This is a genomic window from Sphingomonas sp. So64.6b, assembly GCF_014171475.1.
Lineage (GTDB): Bacteria > Pseudomonadota > Alphaproteobacteria > Sphingomonadales > Sphingomonadaceae > Sphingomonas > Sphingomonas alpina_A.
The window spans coordinates 4,522,734-4,545,907 of record NZ_CP048817.1; the positions used below are offsets into that span (position 1 = coordinate 4,522,734).

Genomic DNA, 23,174 nt, shown 5'->3' on the forward strand with positions numbered 1-23,174 from the left:
CGGGGCGCCGGAATGACGATCGCCTTTTACGACGCCGCGCAAGTCGAACATCTGCTCGACTATCCGGGTTGCATCGCGGCGATGCGCTGCGCGATGCAGGCCTTGTCCGAAAGCGGCAAGGCGCAGCCGCTGCGCCAGATCGTGAAGATCGCCGACAACATGCTGTTCGGCGTGATGCCGGGCGATCTGGCGGCGATCGACAGCTTCGGCGCCAAGCTGGTCAGCGTCGCCGAGGATCCTGTGCGGCCCGGCCGATCGCGGCATCGCGGCGTGGTGGTGGCCTTTGCGGCCGGCACTGGTGAGATCACATGCATCGCCGACGCCGAAACCGTGACCAGCATCCGCACGGCTTGCGCGACGGCGGCGGCGACCGATGCGCTGGCCCGGCCCGAGGCCAGGACATTGGCGATCTTCGGCGCGGGCATCCAGGCCGAAACCCATATCCGCGCGCTGCGCCATGTCCGTGCCTTTGACCGCATCCTGCTGTGGAGCCGATCGATCGACACTTCGACTGCGCTCGCGGCGCGGCTGTCGGCCGAGCTCGGGCTGACCATCGAGGCCATGACCGATGGCGAGCGAGCCGCCGCCGAGGCCGACGTGATCTGCACTGTCAGCGGATCGGCGGAGCCCATTCTGTTCCGGTCCTGGGTCCGCGACGGCACCCATGTGAATCTTGTCGGGTCGAGCTTCCTCGGCCCGGTCGAGGTCGACAGCGCGCTGGTCGCGGCCGGCCGCTACATCGCCGACTATCGGCCCGGTGTGCTCGCCCAGGCGGCCGAACTGGCGGTCGCGCGCGACGCGGGTCTGGTCGGTGACGACCATGTCGTCGGCGAGATCGGCGAGGTTCATGCCAGCACGCTCGTCGGGCGCGAAAGGCTGGATCAGATCACGATCTACAAATCGCTTGGCCATGTCGTGCAGGATCTCGCCGCCGTGGCGTATCTCCATGCTCGCGCCGCCTCGAAAGGCATCATCGCGTGAAGAAACTCCTCCTCAAGAGTCTCGTCGCCTCGCTGCTGCTCAGTGTGTCGGCATCTGCTTTCGCGGCGACCGAAAGACTGTCGATCCTGTCCAATGGTGAGAAGGTCGGCACGGTCGTCGTCGAGACCGAGGGCGATCACGCGGTGATCGACTATCGGGTCGACAATAATGGCCGCGGCCCGAAGCATCGCGAAGACCTGACTTTTGGCGAAGGCGGCGTTCCGATCGCCTGGACGATCAAGGGCACGTCGCTGATGGGTGGCACCGTCGACGAAAGCTACCGCTGGTCGGCCGGCCGCGCACAATGGACCAGCCAGGCCGATACGGGCAGCGCCAAGGCGAAGCGCCCGCCGCTCTATGTCGTCAATGACGACAGCCCCTATGCGATCTGGGTCTATGCCCAGGCCGCACTGGCGCAGCCCGATCACAGCATTGCGGTGCTGCCATCGGGCAAAATCTCGCTTGAGAAGCTGCAGATGCTCACTCTGGGCGAAGGCGCCGCCGCGACCAAGGTTACCGCCTGGCGGCTGACCGGCGTGCAGCTCAACCCCAGTTATCTGCTCCTCGACAAGGACCAGAAGCTGTTTGCGCTGTTCGGCCCGGCGGCCGACGGCATCACGATCCGCGAGAGCTATGAGGCATCGGTGCCGATGCTTGCCCGGCTCGGCGGTGAGCTGGAGACCGGCCGCGCGCTCGATCTGCAGCGCAAACTCGCTCACCGCTTCGATGCGCCGGTCCGTATCCGCAACGTCCGCATCTTCGATCCGGAGACGGGCAGGCTGTCACCGCTATCGACGGTCGTCGTTATGCGCGACACGATCACCCAGGTTATCGCTGACGACAGGCTGCCGGCACCAAAGGACGAAGTGCTGATCGATGGCGAGGGCGGCACCGTCTATCCGGGCCTGCACGACATGCACTCGCATGCCACCCTGCCTTCGGGCCTGATGTATCTCGCTGCCGGCGTCACCGCGACCCGCGACATGGGCAACGACAATGGCTTCCTGCAGAACCTGCTATCGCAGATCGACAGCGGACAGGTGGCGTGGCCGCGCATCGTACCGAATGGCTTCATCGAAGGACGCAGCGCCTATTCGGCGCGCTACGGCTTCATCCCATCCTCGATCGACGAAGCGCTGAAGGATGTCCGCTGGTACGCCGATCGCGGCTATGCCGAGATCAAGATCTACAATTCGATGAACCCTGACTGGGTGAAGCCGATCGCCGCCGAAGCGCACCGGCTCGGCCTGAGGGTGACCGGCCATGTCCCCGCCTTCGACACGCCCGACCGGGTGATCGCTGACGGCTATGACTCGATCGCCCATCTCAACCAGTTGATGCTTGGCTGGATATTGCGGCCCGAAGAGGACAGCCGCACGCCGCTGCGCCTGACCGCGATGTCGCGCGCGGGATCGCTCGATCTGAATTCGGAAGCCGTGCAGAAGACGGTGCGGCTGATGAAGCAGCGCGGCGTTGCGCTCGACACCACGGTGGTGATCCTCGAGCAACTGATGATGAGCCGGGCGGGGCAGGTGCCGATGGGGCAGGAGGATTTCCTGTCGCACATGCCGATCGGCTTTCAGCGTTACCGCAAACGGTCGTTCGTGACGATCGCCAACAAGGCGCAAGAGGCCGCCTATCAGTCGGGCTATGACAAGATGCTCGAGACGGTCGGCATGCTCCACAGGGCTGGCATCCGCCTGTTGCCGGGCACCGACGACGCGACGGGCTTTTCGGTCCAGCGCGAGATCGAGCTCTATGTGAAGGCGGGCCTTACCCCGGCCGAAGCGCTACGTGCCGGCACGCTGGGGGCTGAGGAATTCTTCGGCCGGACCGACCGGCTGGGTAGTATCGCGCAGGGCAAGCTGGCCGACTTCGTGCTGGTGCCGGGCGATCCAACCAGGGACATCACCGCGATCCGGCGCCCGCGCATGGTGATCCGGGGCGGGACGATCTATTTCCCGTCGGAGATCTACAGCGCGCTGGGCATTACGCCGTTCACCACCGCGCCCACCATCCGCGCGGCCGCCAAGGTCGCCGAGCGCGACGGCGGCGGCAACGCGGTCGGCTTCGGATATGGAGAGCATGTCGATGAGGATTGATCGTGCACTGATCGGCCTGGGGCTGGCGTTCGCTGTGCTATTCGCCGGTCCGGCCCTCGCGGCCCCCGCGCCGGCCGCGCGCGAAACGCCGCAGCCGCGCATCTTCCGATCGGAAGGCCAGGGCAGCTTCGGTGGGGTTCGGCTTCGCTATGCGGCGGCGGTGGAAGAATATCTGCTGCCCGGCGCGAGCATCTTCCTCACCAGCTATATCCGCAGCGACGTGAAGGCGCCCCTCGCGCGCCCAGTGATCTTCGCCTTCAACGGGGGCCCCGGTTCCGCCTCGATCTGGCTGCACATGGGGCTTATGGGCCCGCGCCGCGTCGATTTCGACGATCCAGCCAGCGCGCGCACGGTCGCTCCTTTCGCCACCGTCGCCAATCCCGACAGCCCGCTCGACGTCGCCGACATCGTCCTGATCGATCCGCCGGGCACCGGCTACAGCCGGATTCTGCCGGACGGAAAGGCCGAGCAATTCTACGGCACGCAGCAGGATGCGCAGGCGATGGTCGATGTGATGCAGCAATGGCTGCGCCGCCACGGCCGGCTTAACGCACCCCGATACCTGATCTCCGAAAGCTATGGCACGATCCGCGCGGCGGTGATGGCGAAGCTGATGGTGGGCGGCCCGACCCAGACCGGCGGGATGGACGGCCTGACTCTCAACGGCGTGATCCTGCTCGGCCAGGCACTGGACATGGGGCGCGGTACCGAGGGCGATGATCGCGCCTATCTGGGCCTGCTGCCATCACAGGCCGCGACCGCCTGCTATTTCGGCAAGGTCGCGGCCGGCTGCACCGCGCAAGCACAGGCCGAGGCGGCCAGGCGGTTCATCGATGCGAGCTATCTGCCCGCGCTCTACGCCGGGTCACGGCTGCCCGCCGATCGCAAGGCCGAGGTCGCACGCCAGATGTCGGCGCTGATCGGCATATCCGAAAGGGACATCCTTGCCAGCGACCTGCGGATCTCGGGCGCGGCCTTCGCAAAGCTGCTGCTTGCCGATCGTGGCCAGCGGGTCGGCCTCTATGACGCGCGCTTCGTGCTGCCGTTGCAGGGGGCGGGCAGCGATCCGGTCGCCGACGATCCGGCGATGGGACAATATGTTCCGGGCTTCGCCACGGCCTGGAACGACTATGCCGCGACGACGCTCAAGGTCGATCTCGACACGCCCTATCAGCCGATCGCCTTTCGCGACGTTAACGCACGCTGGGATTATGGCTCTGGCCCGGCCGTGCCGCTGGGCCGGAATTTCGCGGTGGATCTGGCCGCGGCGATGAACCGCAACCCGGCGATGCGGCTGATGGTCGGCACTGGTTATTACGACCTCGTCACGCCGCTCGGCACTGCCGAATATACGCTGACCCATGCCGGGGTGCCGCTGGGCGCCACCAGCTTCCACGTCTATCCGTCGGGGCATATGCCCTATCTCGGCGCCGAGGCGCGCGCCGCGCTGATCCGCGACATCCGCGCCTTTGTCGGCGGCGGCAAGTGAGCGTCGCGATCGAACGCGCCACCCTGCGCAAGAGCGTCGGGCTGGTCGGTGTCGTCACCTTCGGCGCCGGCACCGCGATCGGCGTCTCGATCTTCTCGATTCTCCAGCCGACCGCGCAGGTCGCCGGGTCGGGCCTGCTCGCCGCGATCGGCGTGGCGGCGCTGCCGATGCTCGTGTTCGCGGCGGTCTATGCCTATCTCGGGTCGGCGCTGCCGGTCTCGGGGGCGTCCTATGAATGGCCGACCCGATTCATCCATCCCGGCGTCGGCTTCATCATCGCCTGGCTGCGGATCATCTCCAATGTCGGCGCGCTGACCATCCTGTCACAAGTGATGGTCAGCTATCTCGCCATGGTCGTTCCCCTGCCGGTAAAGCCCGTCATGGCGGTGGCGATCACGGCGATCTTCGCGCTCAACTATGTCGGGGTGTCGATAGCGGCGAAGGTGCAGACGCAATTGATGGCGCTGCTGCTGATCATCCTCACGATCTTCGTCGCGACCGGTCTGCCGCATTTCGATGCCGCGCTGGTCGGCAATCCGCTCGATACGCCGCTGCTGGCGATCCTCGCGGTCGTACCGCTGATGATCAGCCTGTTCCTGGGCATCGAGTCCGCCGTCGAGATCGGCGAAGAGGTGCGCGACGCGCGGCGCAACGTGCCGCTGGGCATCGCGCTGGCAATCGGCCTGACCGCCATCGTCTACGGCCTTGTCGCCGTCACCGCGCTTGGGCTGGTCGGGCCGGAAAAGCTTGCCGCGAGCCAGGCGCCGCTGCTCGACGCATCGAAGGTCGTACTGGGCGACCTGGCTATCCCGCTGATCGTCGGGGCGGCCTTCTTCTCGATCATCAAGTCGATGAACGCGGCGGCGCTCACCTTCTCGCGCAGCCTGTTCGCCATGGGCCGCAACGGTGTGCTGCCGCGCGCGATCGGCGCAGTGCATCCGCGCTTCGGCACACCGCACGGGGCGATCCTGTTCGGCTATGTCTGCGCGATGTTCGGCCTGTTGCTGCCGCCGAGCCTCATCTTCCTGCTGCTCGCGGTCAATATTCCGACGATGCTGAAATATATGGCCTGTTCCTATTCGGCGACCGTCGTGGCGCGGCGCCATCCCGACATTCACGCCCGCGCGACGATCCCGCTGTCGCGCGGCGCGGTCGTGGTGCTGGGCTATGTCGGCATGGTCTGCGCGCTGCTGGTCGGGGTATTCGGGATCGAGGCCGACCCGCGCCCCTATCTGCTGGTCGGTGGCTGGCTGATCATCGGCCTGGCCTATTGGTTCCTGAAAGGCCGCAAGGGCGGTTCGGGCAATACCAAGCGCGATTTGGCCGAATAAGCGATCAAATTATGCGGAATGGCGACCCAGCCGTCCGAGATAGAATAATTAGTGCCCGTTGCCGCCGGTAGAGAGGACGCCATGTCTGGAGAAGAAAATATGCCGGCGTCGGTGACGACACTTCCCGAAGATGGAAGCTATGCGCAATGGGTCCGCGGCGCCCTCGCCAAGGCCCGCGCCCATGACGGGCAAACGGTCAGCCTGTTCGAAAGCTCGGTGCCCGAGCCGCGCGAATTACTGCGCACCACCGTGCTGGCAGCGGTCGAGCCGTCCTTCTCACGCTATTATGTCAGTGCCTTTGGCGACGGCAATCCTTTCGTACGCGACATGCTGGCTGAACGCTATGCGGTCGAGCGCGACCAGGTGCTGTGCACGACCGGCGCCACCGGCGGGCTCTCGCTGATCTACCGTGCCTTCGTCCGTCCGGGCGACCATGTCCTGGTCGAGACGCCGGGCTTCGACCTGTTCCGTCACCTTGCCGAAGCGTCGGGGGCGGTGGTCGACACCTTCCAGCGCTGTGGCGACCGCTTCGTCATCGATGTAGCCGAGGTCGAGGCCAGGCTGCGGCCCGACACCCGGCTGATCGTGCTGTCCGATCTGCACAATCCATCGGGCATGGCGATTTCCGAGGATATAATGCGCGCGCTGGCGGCGCTGGCCGAACGGCGCGGCGTCCTGCTCGTGGTCGACGAAGTCTATCGCGATTACACCCCGGAGCAGCGACGCCCCCAGGCGGCAGCCGCGCTGTCGCCGGCGGTCATCAGCCTTTCGAGCCTCACCAAGATCTACGGTCTGGGCGTATTGCGCTGCGGCTGGATCGTCGGCGCGATGGATGTGATGGAGCGGCTTCGCCAGCTGAATGGCCGCATCGAATTCGGCATGTCGACGCTGTCGCACGCCGTTGCTGCGCATGTGCTGGCGGACAGCAGCGCCTTCGATCAGCATTCACGCGACTATGTCGCGCAGTGCCGTCCGCATTTCCAGTCGTGGTTCGATGGCATGGTCGCCGAGGGGCTGATGGCCGGCGTACTGCCCCAGGACGGCTGCATCTGCTTTCCGTCGCTGCCCGGCGTCGCGGACACCCGCGCCTTTTCTGAATGGCTGATCGCACGGTCGGGCGTGATCGTTGCGCCGGGCGAATATTTCGGTGCGCCGGGTTATGTCCGGATCGGCTTCTGCCAGGAGGACGACAAGCTGGACGCTGGCTTGCGCGGCTTGGAGGAGGGCCTGCGCGCTTATGTCCGGCAGCCCCAGGCCGTCGGCGCGAATTGACCGGCCTGAGCAGGCGCTGGCGCGGTCGGGCAAACTTGATCCAACTCGGTCGTAATCAGCGAAAGTTTATGCACGAAGCCGCCCGTCGGCCTCGAATCAGAATAAATATGACGGCGGTGCACGGGTAATCTGCGGATGTCTTGATGAGGGATGTTCGCCGGAAGCGACGATGACAATCGCGTTTCGGGTGGGCTGCACAAGAGGTTTCGGAACCGGATGTCGATGGTCCCGCCGGGGACCCCGATCCGCGGATACAGGGGGTACGAAGAATGAAAAATGTGAAACACACGATCTCCATCTCGGCGGCAGTCATCGCGCTGGCAGTGTCGATGCCGGCGACTGCCCAGGAAGCGCCGCCCGCCGACGACAGTTCGGCCGGCGATATCATCGTCACCGCGCAGAAGCGCGCCGAGCGTCTGATCGACGTACCGGTCGCCATCTCCGCGATCTCGGCGGACACGCTGACCTCGCAGAACATCAATCGCCTGTCGGAATATTTCGACCGCGTGCCGGGGCTCCAATATTCGAACCAGCGCGTGTCGGGCCTGGCGCTGCGCGGTGTCACCACCGGCGGCGCGACCGCGCCGACCGTCGCGCTGCTCGTCGACGACATCCAGTTCGGCGGCACCACCGGCACCGGCCAGCCGCCGCTTCCCGATTTCGATGCCAGCGCGGTCAGCCGGGTCGAAGTGCTGCGCGGCCCACAGGGCACGCTCTATGGCGCGTCGAGCCTTGGCGGCCTGATCAAATATGTGCTCAAGGAACCCGACACCAACGCGTTCTCGGGCCGCATCGAGCTCGGCGGCACCACCATCGCGCATGGCGGCACCGGCTATGCGGCGCGCGGCTCTGTCAACATCCCGGTCACCGACTGGCTGGCGATCGCGGGCAGCGGCTTCAAGCGTGAAGACGCACCCTATCTGGACAACGCCAATGCCGCCGCGCTGAAGAAGAAGGACGTCAACACGCGTGATGTCTGGGGCTTCCGCGGCGCGGCGCTGATCAAACCGGCCGATAATTTCCGAATCATATTGTCGGCGCTTCATCAGAAGCAGGACGCGATGAACAGCGATCTGGCGATCACCGCGGGCGGTGTTCCGGTCTGCGCCGCCTGTATTCCGAGCACCCCGGCGAATCCCAATACCGTGGTGACCACGTTCAAGCCGGTCTATGGCGACCTGACGATCGACTCGCTCGACTCGATCAACAACTCGAAGTTCCAGCTCTATTCGGCGCGCGGCGAGCTCGAACTGGGTGGCGTGACGATCACCTCGATCAGCGCGTGGAGCCGTGCGGACAATGTTATCACCAGCGATGTGAGCAAGGTCTTCGGCAACCTGTTGAAGTCGCGCTATGGTTTGCTGACGGCTCCGACCGTGCAGATCGCCAATGCCGACCAGACGCATAAATTCTCGCAGGAACTGCGTCTCGGCGGCGATTCCGGCACCAGTTTCAGCTGGCTCGTCGGCGGTTTCTACACCGTCGAACATGCCGCGACCAACCAGACGCTGATCGCGACGGGCAGCCTCGATGCGACGCCCTATATCGGCACCGGTCCCGGCACCTATCGCGAATATGCGGGCTTCGCCGATCTCACCTGGCACGCGACCGACAAGCTCGATGTTCAGGTCGGCGGCCGTTATGCGCATAACAAGCAGCATAACGAGTCGACCCTCGACACTTCGCCGCAGACCGCCCCGGTCTTTGGTTCGGGCACGACGATCGCCGATTCGAGCGACAATGCCTTCACCTGGCTGATCTCGCCGAGCTATCACTTCTCACGCGACATCATCGCCTATATCCGCGTCGCGAGCGGCTATCGTCCGGGCGGCCCGAACATCGCGGCGCCGCCATCCGTGCCGCGGTCCTTCGGCTCGGATACGGTCGTGAACTATGAATTCGGCTTCAAGGGTAAGGTTATTCCCGGCGTCCTGACGCTTGATGCCGCGCTGTTCCAGATCGACTGGAAGAATATCCAGCTGCAGGGCACCGACTCGATCAGTTCGCTCACTTTCCTCGCCAATGGCAGCAAGGCACGCAGCCGGGGCCTGGAATTCGCGGCGAACCTCACGCCCTGGCGGGGCATGGCCATCGATGCGACCCTGACGTTTACCGATGCGACCCTGACCCAGGATCTGCCGACGCTTGCCGGTGCTACCGGGCTGAGGGGGCTAGCGGGTGATCGCCTGCCATTCTCGGCAAAAGTCGCGGGTAACATCAACGTACAGCAGACGTTCGAGCTGTCCGACTCGCTCGAAGGCACCCTGGGCCTCACCGCCATCTATCTCGGCGATCGCGCCAGCACCTTCGTGACGAACGCCGCGAACGCGACCCGTCCGCGCATCCTGATGCCTGAGTACACCACGGTCGATATCCGTGGTGGCCTGACCTATGATCGGGTTTGGAGCATCAACCTCTATGCCCGCAACCTGTTCGACAAGCGCGGCGTCGCCGCCGCGGACAATCGCAACGGCGTCAACGTGCCAACCGCGCTGTTCATCCAGCCGCGTACCATCGGCGTGACCCTGGCGCGGTCCTTCTGATCATGACGGGCGGCGATCGCGCTTCATGATATCAAGACGCGCAGGACTCCGCGGTCCTGCGCATCTTTTTATATGGATATGATCGAGGTGGACCGATGCGACCAGCGTTGATCAGTTATGCTCTGACGGGCCTCGTGCTGGCGCTCGCGCCGGCGACACCCGCCATCGCGGGCGCTGCGGAGCGAAATACCTCCCTCGCCGTGACGCTGGCGCCGATCGCCGCACCCGCCGTACGGACGCAGATCGGCACCGTCCGGATCACGTTGCGCTTCGGCGGTATCGCTGCGCGCCGAGGGGACGCGTTGCTCCGCCTTCCGATGGTCGCCAGCAATGTCGACACGGTGGCCACCACGATCTCCACCATCACCGCGCGCGACGCAAAGGGTGTCCTGCATCTTACGGCGCGTGACATCGACCTGCCCGAGACGAGCATGCGCGATGCGGTCGGCGGCGGCTCGTCGCGCGAATGGCTGGTCGACCGTGCGGTGCAGGGCGCGGTCACCATTCAGTACAGCGTGCCCGCCGAGGCGACCCTGCCGCCCCGCGGTCCGGCGCCGCCCTTCTCCTTCACCGCCGATGGCGGCGGGGTGTCTGCGGCGGGACATGTCTTCCTGCTGCTGCCTCCCGGCGACAACCGGTATCGTACGACCTTCGGCTGGGATCTGACCCGCGCGCCCAAGGGGAGCCGGGGCGTCAGCTCACTCGGTGAGGGCATTGTCACCGCCGCCGAGCCGCTCGATGGCGCGCAGTTACGGATGAGCTTCTTCATGGCCGGGCGGATCGGCACCTGGCCGCCCAGGATCCCCGCCGGCGGTTTCTTCGGCGCATGGCAGGGCGATCCCGGCTTCGATGCCGGCGCGCTGCTCGCCTGGACCGGCACGCTCTACGATCATTATGCGCACATGTTCGGCCAGAAGGATTCGCCGCCTTATGGCGTCTTCCTGCGCTACAATCCGATCAACGCGGGCGGCGGCGTCGGTCTCTACCGGTCATTCGTGACCACCTTCGGCGCGGGGCGCGGTTCGGATGTCGCCAGGATCCGGCTGACCCTGGCGCACGAGATGTTCCACACCTTCCAGCCCTATATCGCCAGCCCCGCCGGACTCGAATCTTCCTGGTTCGGCGAGGGGCTTGCCACCTTCTACCAGGCGCGGCTGCCTTTCCGCTTCGGCATGCTGACCCCCGAGGAATATCTGGCCGACATCAATTGGACCGCAGCGCGTTATTACACCAGCAGCATGGCCCGCGCCCCGAACAGCCAGGTGCCGCTGCGCTTCTGGGCCGACACCCGCGTGCGAACGCTGCCCTATGACCGGGGCATGCTCTATTTCGTCACGGTCGACGATGCGCTGCGTAAGGCCAGCGGCGGCAAGACCTCGCTCGACGATCTGATGTTCGCCATGCTGGCGATCGAGAAGACCGGCAAGGTGATCAGCAATGCCGATTGGGAAGCGTTGCTGGCACAGCATCTCGGATCGAGCGCCGTCACCGACTTTCGCGCCTTCCTCGACGGCGTGATGCCGGTGCCCGCCTCGGACGCCTTCGGCGCCTGCTTTCGTCGGACCACCCGCCCGCTACGGCGCTATGAACTGGGCTTTGCAACCGACGTCCTTGCTCAGCCGAAGCGTGTCGTAAGGGGGCTGGTTCCGAAATCCGCCGCAGACAAGGCGGGACTGCGCAATGGCGACGAGATTGTCGATCCGGTGCCGCAGGACGGGATCCAGGGCGAGCAGGCCGAGCTGATCCGCCTCAATGTGCGGCGCGGGAACGACGTCCTGCCGATCTCCTATTTGCCGCGTGGCGAGACGGTCGACGCCTATCAGTGGGAGTTTGTGCCCGGTTCCGCAAGACAGGGCTGCGCATTTTGACGAGCCGTTCAGTCCCGGTGTAATTCCATCTCGGCTGCGGGAGCAACAGCGCGGGTTTCTCCCCGTTCTCGCAGGGCTTGTAGCCCGTTTATCTGTACCGGGAAGGTCACCACGCTGACTCACGAACAGTGGTGGAATAGGGATGATCGAACGCGATTTTAAAGCGCGTTAATCACTGCACGGATCACGTCCGACGCGGTCGTCGGATGCTAAATGACCGACATTGGGCGCTGAGCGGTCGGATATGGACGCATTCACCTGTGCTCTATAGGGATATGCTGCGCGCGAGGCGTTTGGCTTTCCGTTCGACGTCAGCTGTGCAGAAGTGTCGATGCAAGGAATCTGGACATGTCTGACGCAAGCCGGCCGAAAAGGTCGATGTGACCAAAGACTGGCAAGCGACACAGGGCCAGGAGTCTGCCGCTAAACGCCTTCGAATTTTCGCTGCGCTCTCGTGGAGGCACTGTCAAAGCGACGTGGCGGCGCAGCCTGCGCGATGATATTCGCGACGGATGAACCGCAGATCCCGAGCCAAGCCAGCTAACCCGTTTCGGTATTTTCATTCGGCACCGGAGATGATCCGTGAAGTCGTGATGCTCTACGTGCGGTTTCCGCTGTCGCTGCGGAACGTCGAGGACCTGCTCTTCGAGCGCGGCTTCGACCTTTGCCACGAGACTGTGCGGCTGTGGTGGAACCGGTTCGGGCCAGTGTTCGCCGGCGAGATCCGCCTGCGCGGGTTTCGGCACTGCCGTTGGCATCTCGATGAAATGTACGTGAAGCTGAATGGCGAGATGGTTTACCTCTGGCGCGCCGTCGATCACGAAGGCGAGATCCTCGAGAGCTACGTTACGAAGAAGCGGGACAAATCTGCGGCTCTGGCCTTCATGAAGAAAGCGCTGAAGCGGCATGACGAGGCTGAGGTGATCGTCACCGATGGCCTTAAGTCATATCGGGCTGCGATGGCGGAGCCGGGCAATGCCGACAGGCAGGAAGTCGGCCGACATGCAAACAACCGGGTGGAAAACAGCCATCTGCCGTTTCGACGACGAGAGCGCGCCATGCTCAGATTCCGGCGTATGAAGACCCTGCAAAAGTTCGCCAGCGTCCATGCCAACGTCCACAATCATTTCAGCCTCGAACGCCACATCGTCGACCGTCAGACCTTCAAGGAACGCCGCTCAGACGCACTGGCCGAGTGGCAGTCGCTGGCGAGCTAGGCGATCTGGCTCAAAGACCAGACTCCATCGTGTGGAGACGAGTTCGCATCCGACTGACAGCACCCTTGAAAACCATCTCGCGCCCAACAACGCTGGCTTCAGCCCCCGTCATGAACCTACCGGCATCAGCCGATTTGTCGTTCAGTTAAACTTATCGAGTTCTCTTCTGTCGCTAATGGCCGAAAGTGGGCCGTTCGCTGCCAGACAGCTTCTAGTCGGCGCAACGCGAAATACGGACGCTTAGTTTGGCGACAAAGCCAGGCATTGATCGAATTGCATTCCAGTTCCGAGATTCGAACATCAGTCATACTGATTGCCCATGCCTCGCTCTCGACCCCAGACAACAGCACCACTGCGTCGGTTCGTGCCAATTTTTGAGTAAATGCGGGCAACGTGGTTGCGCACCGTGTTCCGCGATAACCCAAGCCGTTCGGCAATCGCGGTGTCGTCGTGATCGTCGCAGATGAGGTCGAGGATCTCACGCTCGCGCGGACTGAGCTCCACGCTTGGCATGGCCACCTTTGGCCTGCGGAGGTTGGCTAGCTTGTCCAATATCGACTGACTGAGCCAGCTGGCGTCCTTCATCACTTCGCTGATCGCTCCAGCCAACTCCCCCTCGCTTCGGCGTCGCTCGGTCATATCTTGATAAACCCAGAGGACGCATGGGGCTCGCTCCAAGCTCACCGTCTCTGCCGAAACCACGCAGTCGATCTTAAGGCCCTTCTTTGACAGCAACAGGCCGTCACGGTCTCGCACGCCGCCGTCCGCCACTAAGTCACGCTCCAAAGCTGCGCGCTCTTCCGAACTGTTCCATAGCTGCAGATCGTTTGCAGTTCGCCCGACCGCTTCATCATCGCTGTAGCCGGTCAGTCGCCTGAAGGCGGCATTCACGCGAGAAATCCGGTGATCGCGGTCGCGAGTGACAACCATGGCGACCGGCGCCATTTCAAAGACCGCCGACAAGTGTCCCTCACTGTCCGCGAGCGCTGTCTCCGCTTCACGCCGTGGCTCTAAATCAGCGAATGTCAGCAGTAAGGCGTCCTCCTCGGTGACATCGATCGGTTGACCAGCGAACACCACAAGGCGTCTTGACCCATCCGCGGTGAGCAATTCGGCATCCGTTTGAGGCACCACGGTTCCGGAATCGATTAGCCGCCAAAAGGTTTGCGGATCAGCTAGGCAGCCCAGCAAATCGGAACTCACCAACTTCTGGCCGACGAGCTCTGCTGGCTGAAATCCGGTTAGCGCCTCGAAGCCCGGGTTAAGCTGCATGATCCGATGGTCCCGCAAGCCGACAACGATTGCCGGTGCCGGGTTCGCATTGAACATCGCCTTGAAGCGTGCTTCCGCGTCGAACCTTTCCGAGACGTCGCTGATGACCAGCGCTAGGTAATCCGGCTCCCCACCATCATCGTCCATTAGAACATCGCGGACCTCGTGTACCCAACGGACCTGCTCTGTCCCAGCCGGAGCAACCTCCACAACCGAGTCTGGCATGCTTTCACCAGCAAGCAGCCTAAACAGCGGGTATTCACGGTGCTTAAGCGGCTTGTGATTGCCAGACCATAAAGCGAACCGTTTTGCATAGCCCTCCGCGGTCCCGCCCAGGTCACCAATAGTTGACACGCCATGCATCCGCAGTGCGGCCTCATTGGCGCTGAGGATCACTCCAGTAGGATCGACGAGTACAACGCCATCGAGCAGTTGCGCCATAGCTGCTCGAGATGACGCAAGCTCGGTTGATCGCGGATTGGTGACGGAGCAGTCATCATCGCAAAGCGCTCGGAGACGGCCAACGTTCCAAGCTGGATTACTACGTTCGTTAGTGCCCGAGCACTAATCCAGACGCCACCGGATCGAGCGCTTTTTGAACGTTAAGGCCGACGCGGTCGTTTGAATGGCCTCTGTAACCGGAAGGAATATCCATGGGCCTCATCATTCTCCTCGTCGTAGGTGGGATCATTGGCTGGCTCGCCAGCATGATCATGCGCACCGACGGACAGCAGGGCATCGTTTTAAACGTCGTAGTGGGCATCGTGGGAGCTCTGCTCGCAGGCTTCATCGTGACCCCGCTTATCGGCGGCGCGCCAATCACCAGCGGCGTGATCAGCATCCAGTCGATCCTCGTGTCGCTGCTCGGCGCGGTGGTGTTGCTCGCCATCGTCAATCTCGTTCGTCGCGGGTCGGTCCGTTAAATTCGACCTGCTCGGACGTGCACAACCGCCCATCAAATTACCCCCAAGGAGAGCTCGGATGAATAACGACAACGACGGTTTCACGCATGACGATCCCAATCGTGGCCCGCTCGATCGCGCTGCCAATGCTGTTACCGGCGGCACTGGCGGGATCGATGCGGCAATCGGCTCCGACGATCCAAATCGCGGGCCGGTTGATCGCGCCACGAACGCGCTGACCGGCGACACTGCAAACGGCACGTCGAGCACCACCGCTACTGGCACGCTGTCCGCCATGTTCGACAGCCAGGCCGAAGCCGAACGCGCCGTAGCTGACCTTCGTGATGCTGGCGTGGGCAACAGCGCATTGTCGGTGATCGCTCGCAACGAGGGAACGACCACGGCACGCGACGGCGACGGTGTCGTGACTGACGAGCACCATGAAAATCTGGTGCGCGGCATCCTCGGCGGCGGCGCCCTGGGCGCTGGTCTTGGCGTCCTGGCGTTGGCGATCCCCGGCGTTGGACCTCTGGTCGCCGCAGGCGCTATCGCCGCTTCGGCAGTGCCAGGCGCCATGGCAATCGGCGCAGCTGCAGGTGCAGCGGCCGGTACGCTGAACGAGACGCTCAAAGCTCACGGCGTCAGCGACGAGGATGCTTCGTATTATGGAGATCATCTGACCAGCGGCGGGGTCTTGGTCACTGTGACTGGGGCGGCCGACAGCAGCCGCGTTCGCCAAATCTTGCGGCAGAATGGCGGTCACAACGTGAACAGTCCGCGCGGGGCGACTGCCTAATTGGAGTGGGGTCGAGGGTCCGCCCTCGACCCCATGATGGAGATCAGTCTAGAGATTTAATCGAGAGCGCGTCAGCTAAGGGTGCCAAACCCACGATTGGAATGGCGGTTTTTAGGAAATGAGAGCGCGAAACCTTACGGCCGATATTGAGGCGCATAGCAGTCGCGAAACGTGCCGCGATGCTCCATAAAATCTCGCGCGACGTGTGGGGAAAAATGTGGGGTAGCTGCCAGTGAGCGGCAAGATTTCGACGTGAAATCATATCGATAGAGAGAATCTGAGATTCCTCCCGCTCAGCCGCACTAAGCGAAGTCGTCGAGCGGTCTCTCGATCGGCGCGGAGTGGGGCTGCAGACGCTTCCGCCGGAGTGACCGTATTCACCGGCGTCACGACATAGAGAACGGATCACATATTCACGAGAAATTAGGCGGGATCGATCCGCGCCCTGTAGCCCGTGGTCTTCAGTACGACGGCCTTTCCATCACGCAATGCGGGCCAGTTAGCCTCGGCGAGGATCACGATCGGAATGTCGATCGCATAAAGCTCGGTCGCTACCAGTGCGCCGATCACCAGGATTGGATCGTGTTGAAGCATGACGATTGCCAGCGGCGCGAAACCCGAACGCGCCAGCTCGACCAGAGCGCTCGACGACGAAGATGAGCCTCGCGCACTGGGCATCACCAATACGCGCCCGGCGATCCGTTTGCCGCAGCCCGGGTGGCTGCGGTCGATGATCTCCCCACTATTAAGATCGACACCCCCCCAGAAGCTGAGCGGGACGTCGAGCTTGAGGATCGTGCCGGAAGCCTGGCCAGGCGTCAGCGCGCGCGCCTCGATCATGGTGCCACCTCGTTGATCTCGGCGGAGCGGATGCAGCGCTCAAGCGTCATAAGGCCGATCCGGCGCTGGAGATTGCCGGGGCCATAATGCGCATATTTGCCGGAGGTGGTGAGGATCGCACCGTTTCGTTCGGCAACCACGGGCGCGAGATATGTGCAGGTATCGACGACGAGCTGGACCCCGAAGGCGCGTAGCGGGGCAAGATTCGGGTCGGCCTGTACCAACGCGGCAATCTCGCGGGAGGTGGACACGAAAATCGATACCGAGGGAGCCGGCGTCCGGCCCTTCACGGCATTACTGAGGGTGCGGAATTCGCCAATAGAATAATGCGGCGTGCCGAGGCAGATCGCCGCAACGCGCTCGCCTGGCTTCACTGGGCAGAGGCTGGCGACTGCCGCTCCCAGTTCTGCCGCCGTGATGGTGAGGGTAGGCAGCCCGTCGAGCATCTGCTCGCCTGCCTCGGGCGTCACGCCTTCTGCATGGAATAGAGCGAGCGCTCCGGAAGAGGCGCCGGCCGCCCCCAGCGCCTTGAGTTCGTCCTCGGTCGCGTCTCGTGGCAGGCCCCGCAACAGCGGCACCTGGCCGTTGGCGCTGCGGCCGAGAACATATCCCATCGCCGCGAAATAGAGGTCGCGCGGCATTGCGGCGGCATCGGGCAAAGGGGCATCGACGATGCATTGCGCCCGGCGGTTCTCGTCGCAATGCAGACCGACCATCGGCACGCGCCCGGTGAGCGCGGCACAGAGATCGGCGAAGTCGCCATATCGGTCGGTGCGCGCGCCGAGCACCGAGTTCACGAAGACGATGGCGTTGGATTCGGCCCAGGCGACATGCTCCCCGAAGTGCGGGCGGATCATGCGTTGATAGGGCGCGCAGGTCAGCGTCGCGACGCAGCCGAGCTTCTCATGGAGCTCGGTCAGCTCGCTTTGCGCCGGGATCAGCCCGGGCGGGCCGCAATGCCATTCGGGGTGAGTCACATCCACAGCGGCCACATTGAGTGTGGTCGGGACGCGCACCCGACCGCCCAGGTCGACGAAGCGCCGCGCGAAATCGATGCTCGACGGGCCGTGATAGAGGCAGCCATCGATGTGCGCCGACTGGACCGAGACGAAGCGTCGGGCGCCCGATGCCTCGCCATAGCGCATCAGGATCGCCATCGCGCGTGCGGCGGCCGCGCCGTGATCGCCGTCGAGCAGGGCATGGTCGATGCGTTCCAGGGCGATCATCGTGCCTTCGTTCCGGCGAGCGCAAGTTCGGCCGCAGCGAGATCCTCGATCGCTGTGCCGACTGACTTGAACAGCGTGATCGCGGTCTCGTCACCGTCGCGGCCGGGATTGGAGCTGGCGCAGAGCGTGGCCAAGTCGCCCTGGATGTCACCGGAAGTGAGATGGCCGCCGGCGATCGCCTGTAGCAGGTCGCCAGCTTCCTCCAGCGCGCCATGCATCGTGTCGACGAATACCCGCGCCCGGGCAAAGGCGCGCCCGTCCGCCTCGCTCATGTCGGGTCGGAAGGCGCCGATCAGATCGACATGCGTACCAGGTGCAAGCGTGTCGCCTGCGATGAGCGGGGCAGCGGAAAGAGTCGCAGCGGAAACGATGTCGGCACGGGCAAGGGCAGGGACGATCTTCTCGGTTGCCACCGCAGGATAGCCGAGCGCGCGTGCCGCGCCCGCCGCAGCTTCGGCCTTTGCCGGGTCGCGGCCCCAGATCTGGATCGCCTCGATTGGGAAGGCGCTGGTATAGGCCTCGATCAGCGGCGCGTTTAGCGCGCCCGTGCCGAGCAGCAGCAGGCGCCTCGACTCCGGCCGGGCGAGATAGCCGGCGGCCAACACAGAGGCAGCGGCGGTGCGTCGCCGGGTTAGCGCCGCACCATCGAACACCGCCTTGGGTGCTCCGGTCCTGCGGTCGATCAGCATATAGGTGGCGCGGACGGCGGGGCTCGCTTCCCGGTCTATTTCGACGACCTTGACGCCCAGGCTGGCCGCGCCGCGCCACGCTGGCATCACCAGCAGAGTCGAGCTTTCGCTCATATCGGCGGCCAGACGTGCCGGCGCGACGTGGCGCCGCTCAGCAAAGGCCTTGCGCAGCGCAGCGATCAGCGCTGGCATCGGTGTGCTGCGTTCGACCATATCGGCGTCGAAGTAGGGGATCGAGCGCTGCATGAGATTCCCTATCGCCCGGGTTTGCGAAGCTGCAAGATGTCGCGCGTTTCGGCCGGCGTCGCGACGCTGTAGCCGCCGATAGCGTTGACGATCGAACAGGCGCGCTCGACCAACTGGCCGTTGGTGGCCCACACGCCGCGCGACATGTAGAGATTATCCTCCAGCCCGACGCGGATATTGCCACCGAGCAGGAGGGTCTGGGCGAGCATCGGCATTTGCTCGCGCCCGATGCCGAAGGCGCCCCAATGCGTGCCGGGCGCCATCAAGCCCTTCTGGTAGAGGATCGTGTCGACCCCGTGCGGCGCGGCCCATTGTACGCCGAGCACCATCTGCATCATCGCCGGGCCGTCAATCAGTCCTTCCTCGAGCAGCTTGTTGCCGAACAATATGTCGCCCGCGCCGAACACTTCGAGCTCAGGCTTCACGCCGGCCGCCTTGAAGCGCTTCGCCATGGCGCGCAGCGTATGGGTAGGGCTGAAATAGATATAGTCGGTCGGGCCCTCGACCTGGTTGTTGGTAACGATGTCGAGTGTCGCGATCTCGGGCAGCAGCTCCTCGACATGCGCGACGCGCTCATCGACGCCGACCACATCGCTGCCGGGCAGCATATGTCCCTCGCGATCGGGATCGGGTAGGAAATAGGCGCCCATGCCGCAGGTGAGGTTGAGCACGATATCGACGCCGGTCTGGCGGACGCGATCTACCACTTCACGGAAATGCGCGCGGTCGCGATTACCCGCGCCGGTCTCGGGATCGCGGACATGGATGTGGACGATGCTGGCGCCGGCCGAGGCCGCTTCGATACAGGCTCCCGCAATCTGCTTAGGTGTGATTGGCATCGCGGGATGTTTCGGGTTGAACGGCGCGCCGCCGGTGACCGCGCAGGTGAGGATGGTCTTGGTGCCGGTCATCTCTATTCCTCCCATTCCATGTTGCCGCTGACCGCGATCGTCTCGCCGGTGATCTTCTTGCCTGCGTCCGAGGTGATGAACTCGACCATGTCGGCGAACTCGCTCAACTCTACCTTGGTGCGCAGCGAGACATATTTGAGATAGTCGTTCTCGATGTCCGCGAAGCTGCGCCCGGTAGCGTCGACGTTGCGCTGTACGATGAAGCGGAAGCGATCATTGTTGATGATGCCGGGCAGGATGGCGTTGCAGCGGATGCCGAACGGCCCCAGCTCGCGCGCGCTGTTCTTCGTGAGGCCTTCGACGCCGGCCTTGGAAGCAATGTACGGTGCGCGGAACGGAATGCCGGTGCGGGTCGAGCAAGTCGAGAAATTGACGATCGAGCCGCCACCATTGGCCTTCAGCATCGGCACCGCGCGCTTCATGCAATAGAACATGCCGGACAGGTTGACCGCGATGGTCTTGTCCCACTCGTCTTCGTCGATATCCTCGATCGGCGCGCGGGGGCCGGCCATGCCTACCACATTCACCAGGATGGTCAGGTCGCCGACCGATGCGCGGACATCGTCGAACAGCCGGTCGACATCGGCGCGCACGCCCACATCAACTGCGCTGCCGCTCATGCCGGGGTTGGCAGCGACCGTTTCCGCGACGGCAGCGGCGCGGATGTCGCAGATATGGACCTTGTAGCCCTTGCCGAGGAAGCGCTCGGCGATCGCACGGCCGACGCTGTCGCCGGCGCCGGTGACCAATATTCTTTCCATCGTCTTTCCTGTGTTCGGGGTCATGGGAGCGCGGGGGCGGAGAGGCCGGTAGCGACCGCGCGGTCCGCATCGGAGAGCGGTGTCGACTTGCGCGCGCTGAGGTCGAAGCGGACGGTCACGCCCTCCATCATCGTGCAGGCGCGCCCGTCGGAGCGGCGTATCAGGACGGTACGGTGCCGCAGCGAGGACGTGCCGACCGAAACGATGCCTGAGTGGAGGATCAGGAGGTCGCCCGCGACCAGTTCGTGCAGATACCGGATCTCGTGCGAGATATCGGCCCAGCCCAAGCGGTGGCCATCCCGTTCGAGCACAGCGGGGCCGAACGCGCCCAGCAGATGATACACAGCATTATCGAGCAGCGGCACCTGATGCTGCACCGACATGTGGCCCATCATGTCGCAATGCCATGGGAAAACCACGCCGCGGAATGTCTCGATCCCGCCTATCTTACCCCCATTGTCATCGTCCATGTCACTCCCCCTCGATCGGCCTAGACGCCCGGTTAAAGTTGATCGCTTGACTTGTCTACACAGATTATACAGAGTGTGTTCACCGCGTATTTGATAACGTGCCCGAGGCGCGAGACGGGAAAAGGGGAATTCGATGGTCACGAAGCGAGCATTGGGGTTGAGGTATGGCGCGGCTCTGGTTCTGCCTTGGGCGCTTATATCGGCGGCCAGCGCCCAGACCGCGCCGACGCCAGAGCCCGCGGCGGCGGACGAGCAGCCGGACATCGTCGTCACCGCGCAGAAGCGCAGCGAGCGGTTGCAGAACGTGCCGATTTCCATCTCCGTGCTTGGCGGCGACAGGCTCGACAGCCAGTCGACCGGCGGCGTTACCGATGCGCTTCGGTCAGTCGCGGGCCTTTCGATCACCAGCACGGCACAGGGTGGCGCGACTCAGCTCACCATTCGCGGCGTCGCCGCCGCCGGCGCGACGCTCTCGGGATCGAGTACGGCTGCCTATTACATCGACTCAGTACCGTTCGGCTTGGTGAAGTCGGCGATCCTGCCCGACACCAACGCCTATGACATGGCGCGCGTTGAGGTTCTGCGCGGGCCACAGGGCACCTTGTACGGCGCCAATTCGCTTGCAGGCGTGGTGCGGCTGATCACCAATGACGCCAACCCCGACAAGTTCGAGCTGAAAACCCGCGCCGGGCTCTCCACCACCGATGGCGGCGAGATGAGCTATCGCGGCGATATCGCGGTCAACGTCCCGCTCGTTCCCGGCAAGCTTGCGCTCCGCGTCGTCGCCGGCGCGGAGGAAGCGGGTGGCTGGATCGACCAGCCGGCGCAGAACAAGCGCAACGCCAACGACCAGCAATCCCGTTATTTTCGGGCGAAGCTCAATGCGCAGCTCACCGACGAGTTCAGCGTCGGACTGTCGGCGTGGATTTCGCGGATCGACCAGGACGCGCCCAATTATGCCGATGGCAACGGCAATCAGTCTTCGCCAGTGCCGCTGCCGCAGACGCTGAACTTCGACGCGTACAGCGCCAAGCTCGGCTATGAGTTGCCGGGCGTCAGCATCAGCAGCGCGACCAGCTATCTTGAATTCACTAACCTCAGCCAGCGCGATTATACGGCGCTGGGCGCTGGGCAGCGGCTATTTACCGAGATCCGCTCCAAGGTGTTCACCGAGGAACTGCTGCTCAACTCGACCGGGTCGGGCAGCCTGAAATGGTCACTCGGCGGTTTCTATCGCGACGCGACCGATCTGCTTCACCAGACCCTGTTCGTGCTCCCGGCGCCGCTCAACTTTAATGACAAGTCCAAGTCTTTTGCCGTGTTCGGCCAGCTCACCCAGAGCTTCTTGGACGATACGCTCGAGCTGACCGGCGGCCTTCGCTATTTCAACGACCGCGTCTCGCAGATCGAACTGACGCCAACAACGGGCAATCCGGCGCAGGTGCTCGCGCACCGCACCGAGACGTTCGAGGCGATTACGCCGAGGGCGGTGCTCACCTGGCTGCCGAGCAAGACCTTCACGGCCTATGCCTCCTACTCGCAAGGCTTTCGCAGCGGGTTCAATCAGAGTCCGTCGGTCATCCGCACCGCGCCCGACCTGCCCTCGGTGAAGGCGGACAAGCTGCATAATTATGAAGTGGGTGCCAAAGGCAGCGTGCTCGACGGCAAATTAAGCTTCGATGCGTCGTTGTTTTACATCAAGTGGAACGACATCCAGCAGAACCTGACCTTGCGCTATCTCGGCGCGCCGATTGCCGCTTCGGTCAACGGACCGTCGGCGAGTGGGTTCGGTGTCGACCTGTCGCTGACCGCGCGTCCGGCGCCCGGCCTCGCGATCGGCGGCACCTATAGCTGGAGCGGGCTTAAGCTCGACGGGCAGGTGGTGTCGAACCTGATCGTCCTGTTCAACAAGGGCGAGCGCCTGTCCTTCTCGCCCGAGCATACCGCGAGCGGCTTTGCCGATTACAGCTTCCCGCTCGGCGGGCTCGAAGGAAAACTCGAAGGATCGATCAACTATCGGTCGGCGATCCCGGCGCGGGCGCTCGTGTCCGGGGTGTCGCGGCTCTATGTCAGCGATGCGCCGCTAACGGCCCGCGCCGCCTTTTCGCTCAAGTCGCCGGCCAATTGGACGACGACCTTCTTCATCGAAAATATCACCAATGATCACAGCGTGCTGCAGCCGCCGAGCGACATCAGCCTGTTCATGCGCCAACGCCCGCGCACGGTGGGCCTGCAGTTCGAGTTCCATCTTTGAGGGG

At 64.0% G+C, this 23,174-nt stretch carries 18 protein-coding genes; 11 read left to right on the forward strand and 7 right to left on the reverse strand.

Features of this window, described 5'->3' with window-relative positions; all coding sequences use genetic code 11:
- Positions 1 to 12: 12 nt before the first annotated feature.
- The 8 genes from G4G27_RS21735 to G4G27_RS21770 all read left to right on the forward strand — a co-directional run bounded on the left by G4G27_RS21735 (position 13) and on the right by G4G27_RS21770 (position 12,803).
- Positions 13 to 981, forward strand: coding sequence for an ornithine cyclodeaminase family protein (locus G4G27_RS21735; protein ID WP_183110558.1), 969 nt, complete (start codon positions 13 to 15; stop codon positions 979 to 981).
- On the forward strand, positions 978 to 3,083 hold the full coding sequence (locus tag G4G27_RS21740) for an amidohydrolase family protein (RefSeq protein ID WP_183110559.1): 2,106 nt from the start codon (positions 978 to 980) through the stop codon (positions 3,081 to 3,083). Before G4G27_RS21735 ends, G4G27_RS21740 begins: the two co-directional genes overlap by 4 nt.
- Positions 3,073 to 4,572, forward strand: coding sequence for a peptidase S10 (locus tag G4G27_RS21745; protein ID WP_183110560.1), 1,500 nt, complete (start codon positions 3,073 to 3,075; stop codon positions 4,570 to 4,572). Before G4G27_RS21740 ends, G4G27_RS21745 begins: the two co-directional genes overlap by 11 nt.
- Positions 4,569 to 5,903: an APC family permease gene (locus tag G4G27_RS21750; RefSeq protein ID WP_183110561.1), complete on the forward strand. Its 1,335-nt coding sequence runs from the start codon at positions 4,569 to 4,571 to the stop codon at positions 5,901 to 5,903. The genes G4G27_RS21745 and G4G27_RS21750 overlap by 4 nt, the downstream gene beginning before the upstream one ends.
- 81 nt (positions 5,904 to 5,984) lie before the next feature.
- Positions 5,985 to 7,175, forward strand: coding sequence for a pyridoxal phosphate-dependent aminotransferase (locus tag G4G27_RS21755; protein ID WP_183110562.1), 1,191 nt, complete (start codon positions 5,985 to 5,987; stop codon positions 7,173 to 7,175).
- A 269-nt stretch (positions 7,176 to 7,444) separates the two neighbouring features.
- On the forward strand, positions 7,445 to 9,718 hold the full coding sequence (locus G4G27_RS21760; protein ID WP_183110563.1) for a TonB-dependent receptor: 2,274 nt from the start codon (positions 7,445 to 7,447) through the stop codon (positions 9,716 to 9,718).
- Between the two features lie 107 nt (positions 9,719 to 9,825).
- The gene (locus G4G27_RS21765; RefSeq protein WP_244624457.1) at positions 9,826 to 11,586 is read left to right on the forward strand and encodes a peptidase M61; all 1,761 of its coding nucleotides are present in this window, start codon (positions 9,826 to 9,828) and stop codon (positions 11,584 to 11,586) included.
- A gap of 575 nt (positions 11,587 to 12,161) precedes the next feature.
- On the forward strand, positions 12,162 to 12,803 hold the full coding sequence (locus G4G27_RS21770; RefSeq protein WP_244624458.1) for an IS6 family transposase: 642 nt from the start codon (positions 12,162 to 12,164) through the stop codon (positions 12,801 to 12,803).
- A gap of 300 nt (positions 12,804 to 13,103) precedes the next feature.
- Here G4G27_RS21770 and G4G27_RS21775 read toward each other — a convergent pair whose 3' ends face one another.
- Positions 13,104 to 14,516: a helix-turn-helix transcriptional regulator gene (locus G4G27_RS21775; RefSeq protein ID WP_183110566.1), complete on the reverse strand. Its 1,413-nt coding sequence runs from the start codon at positions 14,514 to 14,516 to the stop codon at positions 13,104 to 13,106.
- Positions 14,517 to 14,728: 212 nt separating this feature from the next.
- Here G4G27_RS21775 and G4G27_RS21780 point away from each other — a divergent pair, with 212 nt between their 5' ends.
- Positions 14,729 to 14,998, forward strand: coding sequence for a GlsB/YeaQ/YmgE family stress response membrane protein (locus G4G27_RS21780; protein WP_183110567.1), 270 nt, complete (start codon positions 14,729 to 14,731; stop codon positions 14,996 to 14,998).
- 58 nt (positions 14,999 to 15,056) lie between these two features.
- Positions 15,057 to 15,773 carry a hypothetical protein gene (locus tag G4G27_RS21785; RefSeq protein WP_183110568.1) on the forward strand — a complete coding sequence of 239 codons (717 nt, stop codon included), beginning with the start codon at positions 15,057 to 15,059 and terminating at the stop codon, positions 15,771 to 15,773.
- Between the two features lie 423 nt (positions 15,774 to 16,196).
- Here G4G27_RS21785 and G4G27_RS21790 read toward each other — a convergent pair whose 3' ends face one another.
- From G4G27_RS21790 to G4G27_RS21815, 6 genes are read right to left on the reverse strand one after another with little or no spacing between them, the layout of a single operon-like run.
- Entirely contained in the window at positions 16,197 to 16,613 is a 417-nt protein-coding gene (locus G4G27_RS21790) for a DUF126 domain-containing protein (RefSeq protein WP_183110569.1), read from the reverse strand.
- The gene (locus G4G27_RS21795) at positions 16,610 to 17,839 is read right to left on the reverse strand and encodes an aconitase X catalytic domain-containing protein (protein ID WP_183110570.1); all 1,230 of its coding nucleotides are present in this window, start codon (positions 17,837 to 17,839) and stop codon (positions 16,610 to 16,612) included. The genes G4G27_RS21790 and G4G27_RS21795 overlap by 4 nt, the downstream gene beginning before the upstream one ends.
- Positions 17,836 to 18,774 (reverse strand): ornithine cyclodeaminase family protein, encoded by a 939-nt coding sequence (locus G4G27_RS21800; protein ID WP_202049614.1) that lies wholly within the window; start codon positions 18,772 to 18,774, stop codon positions 17,836 to 17,838. Before G4G27_RS21800 ends, G4G27_RS21795 begins: the two co-directional genes overlap by 4 nt.
- An 8-nt stretch (positions 18,775 to 18,782) precedes the next feature.
- Entirely contained in the window at positions 18,783 to 19,685 is a 903-nt protein-coding gene (locus G4G27_RS21805; RefSeq protein WP_183110571.1) for a 3-keto-5-aminohexanoate cleavage protein, read from the reverse strand.
- Positions 19,686 to 19,687: 2 nt separating this feature from the next.
- Complete coding sequence (locus tag G4G27_RS21810; RefSeq protein ID WP_183110572.1) at positions 19,688 to 20,446, reverse strand: SDR family oxidoreductase; 759 nt, start codon at positions 20,444 to 20,446, stop codon at positions 19,688 to 19,690.
- Positions 20,447 to 20,466: 20 nt separating this feature from the next.
- Positions 20,467 to 20,916: an acyl-CoA thioesterase gene (locus tag G4G27_RS21815; protein ID WP_183110573.1), complete on the reverse strand. Its 450-nt coding sequence runs from the start codon at positions 20,914 to 20,916 to the stop codon at positions 20,467 to 20,469.
- 133 nt (positions 20,917 to 21,049) lie between these two features.
- Here G4G27_RS21815 and G4G27_RS21820 point away from each other — a divergent pair, with 133 nt between their 5' ends.
- Complete coding sequence (locus G4G27_RS21820) at positions 21,050 to 23,170, forward strand: TonB-dependent receptor (protein ID WP_183110574.1); 2,121 nt, start codon at positions 21,050 to 21,052, stop codon at positions 23,168 to 23,170.
- Positions 23,171 to 23,174: the final 4 nt, after the last annotated feature.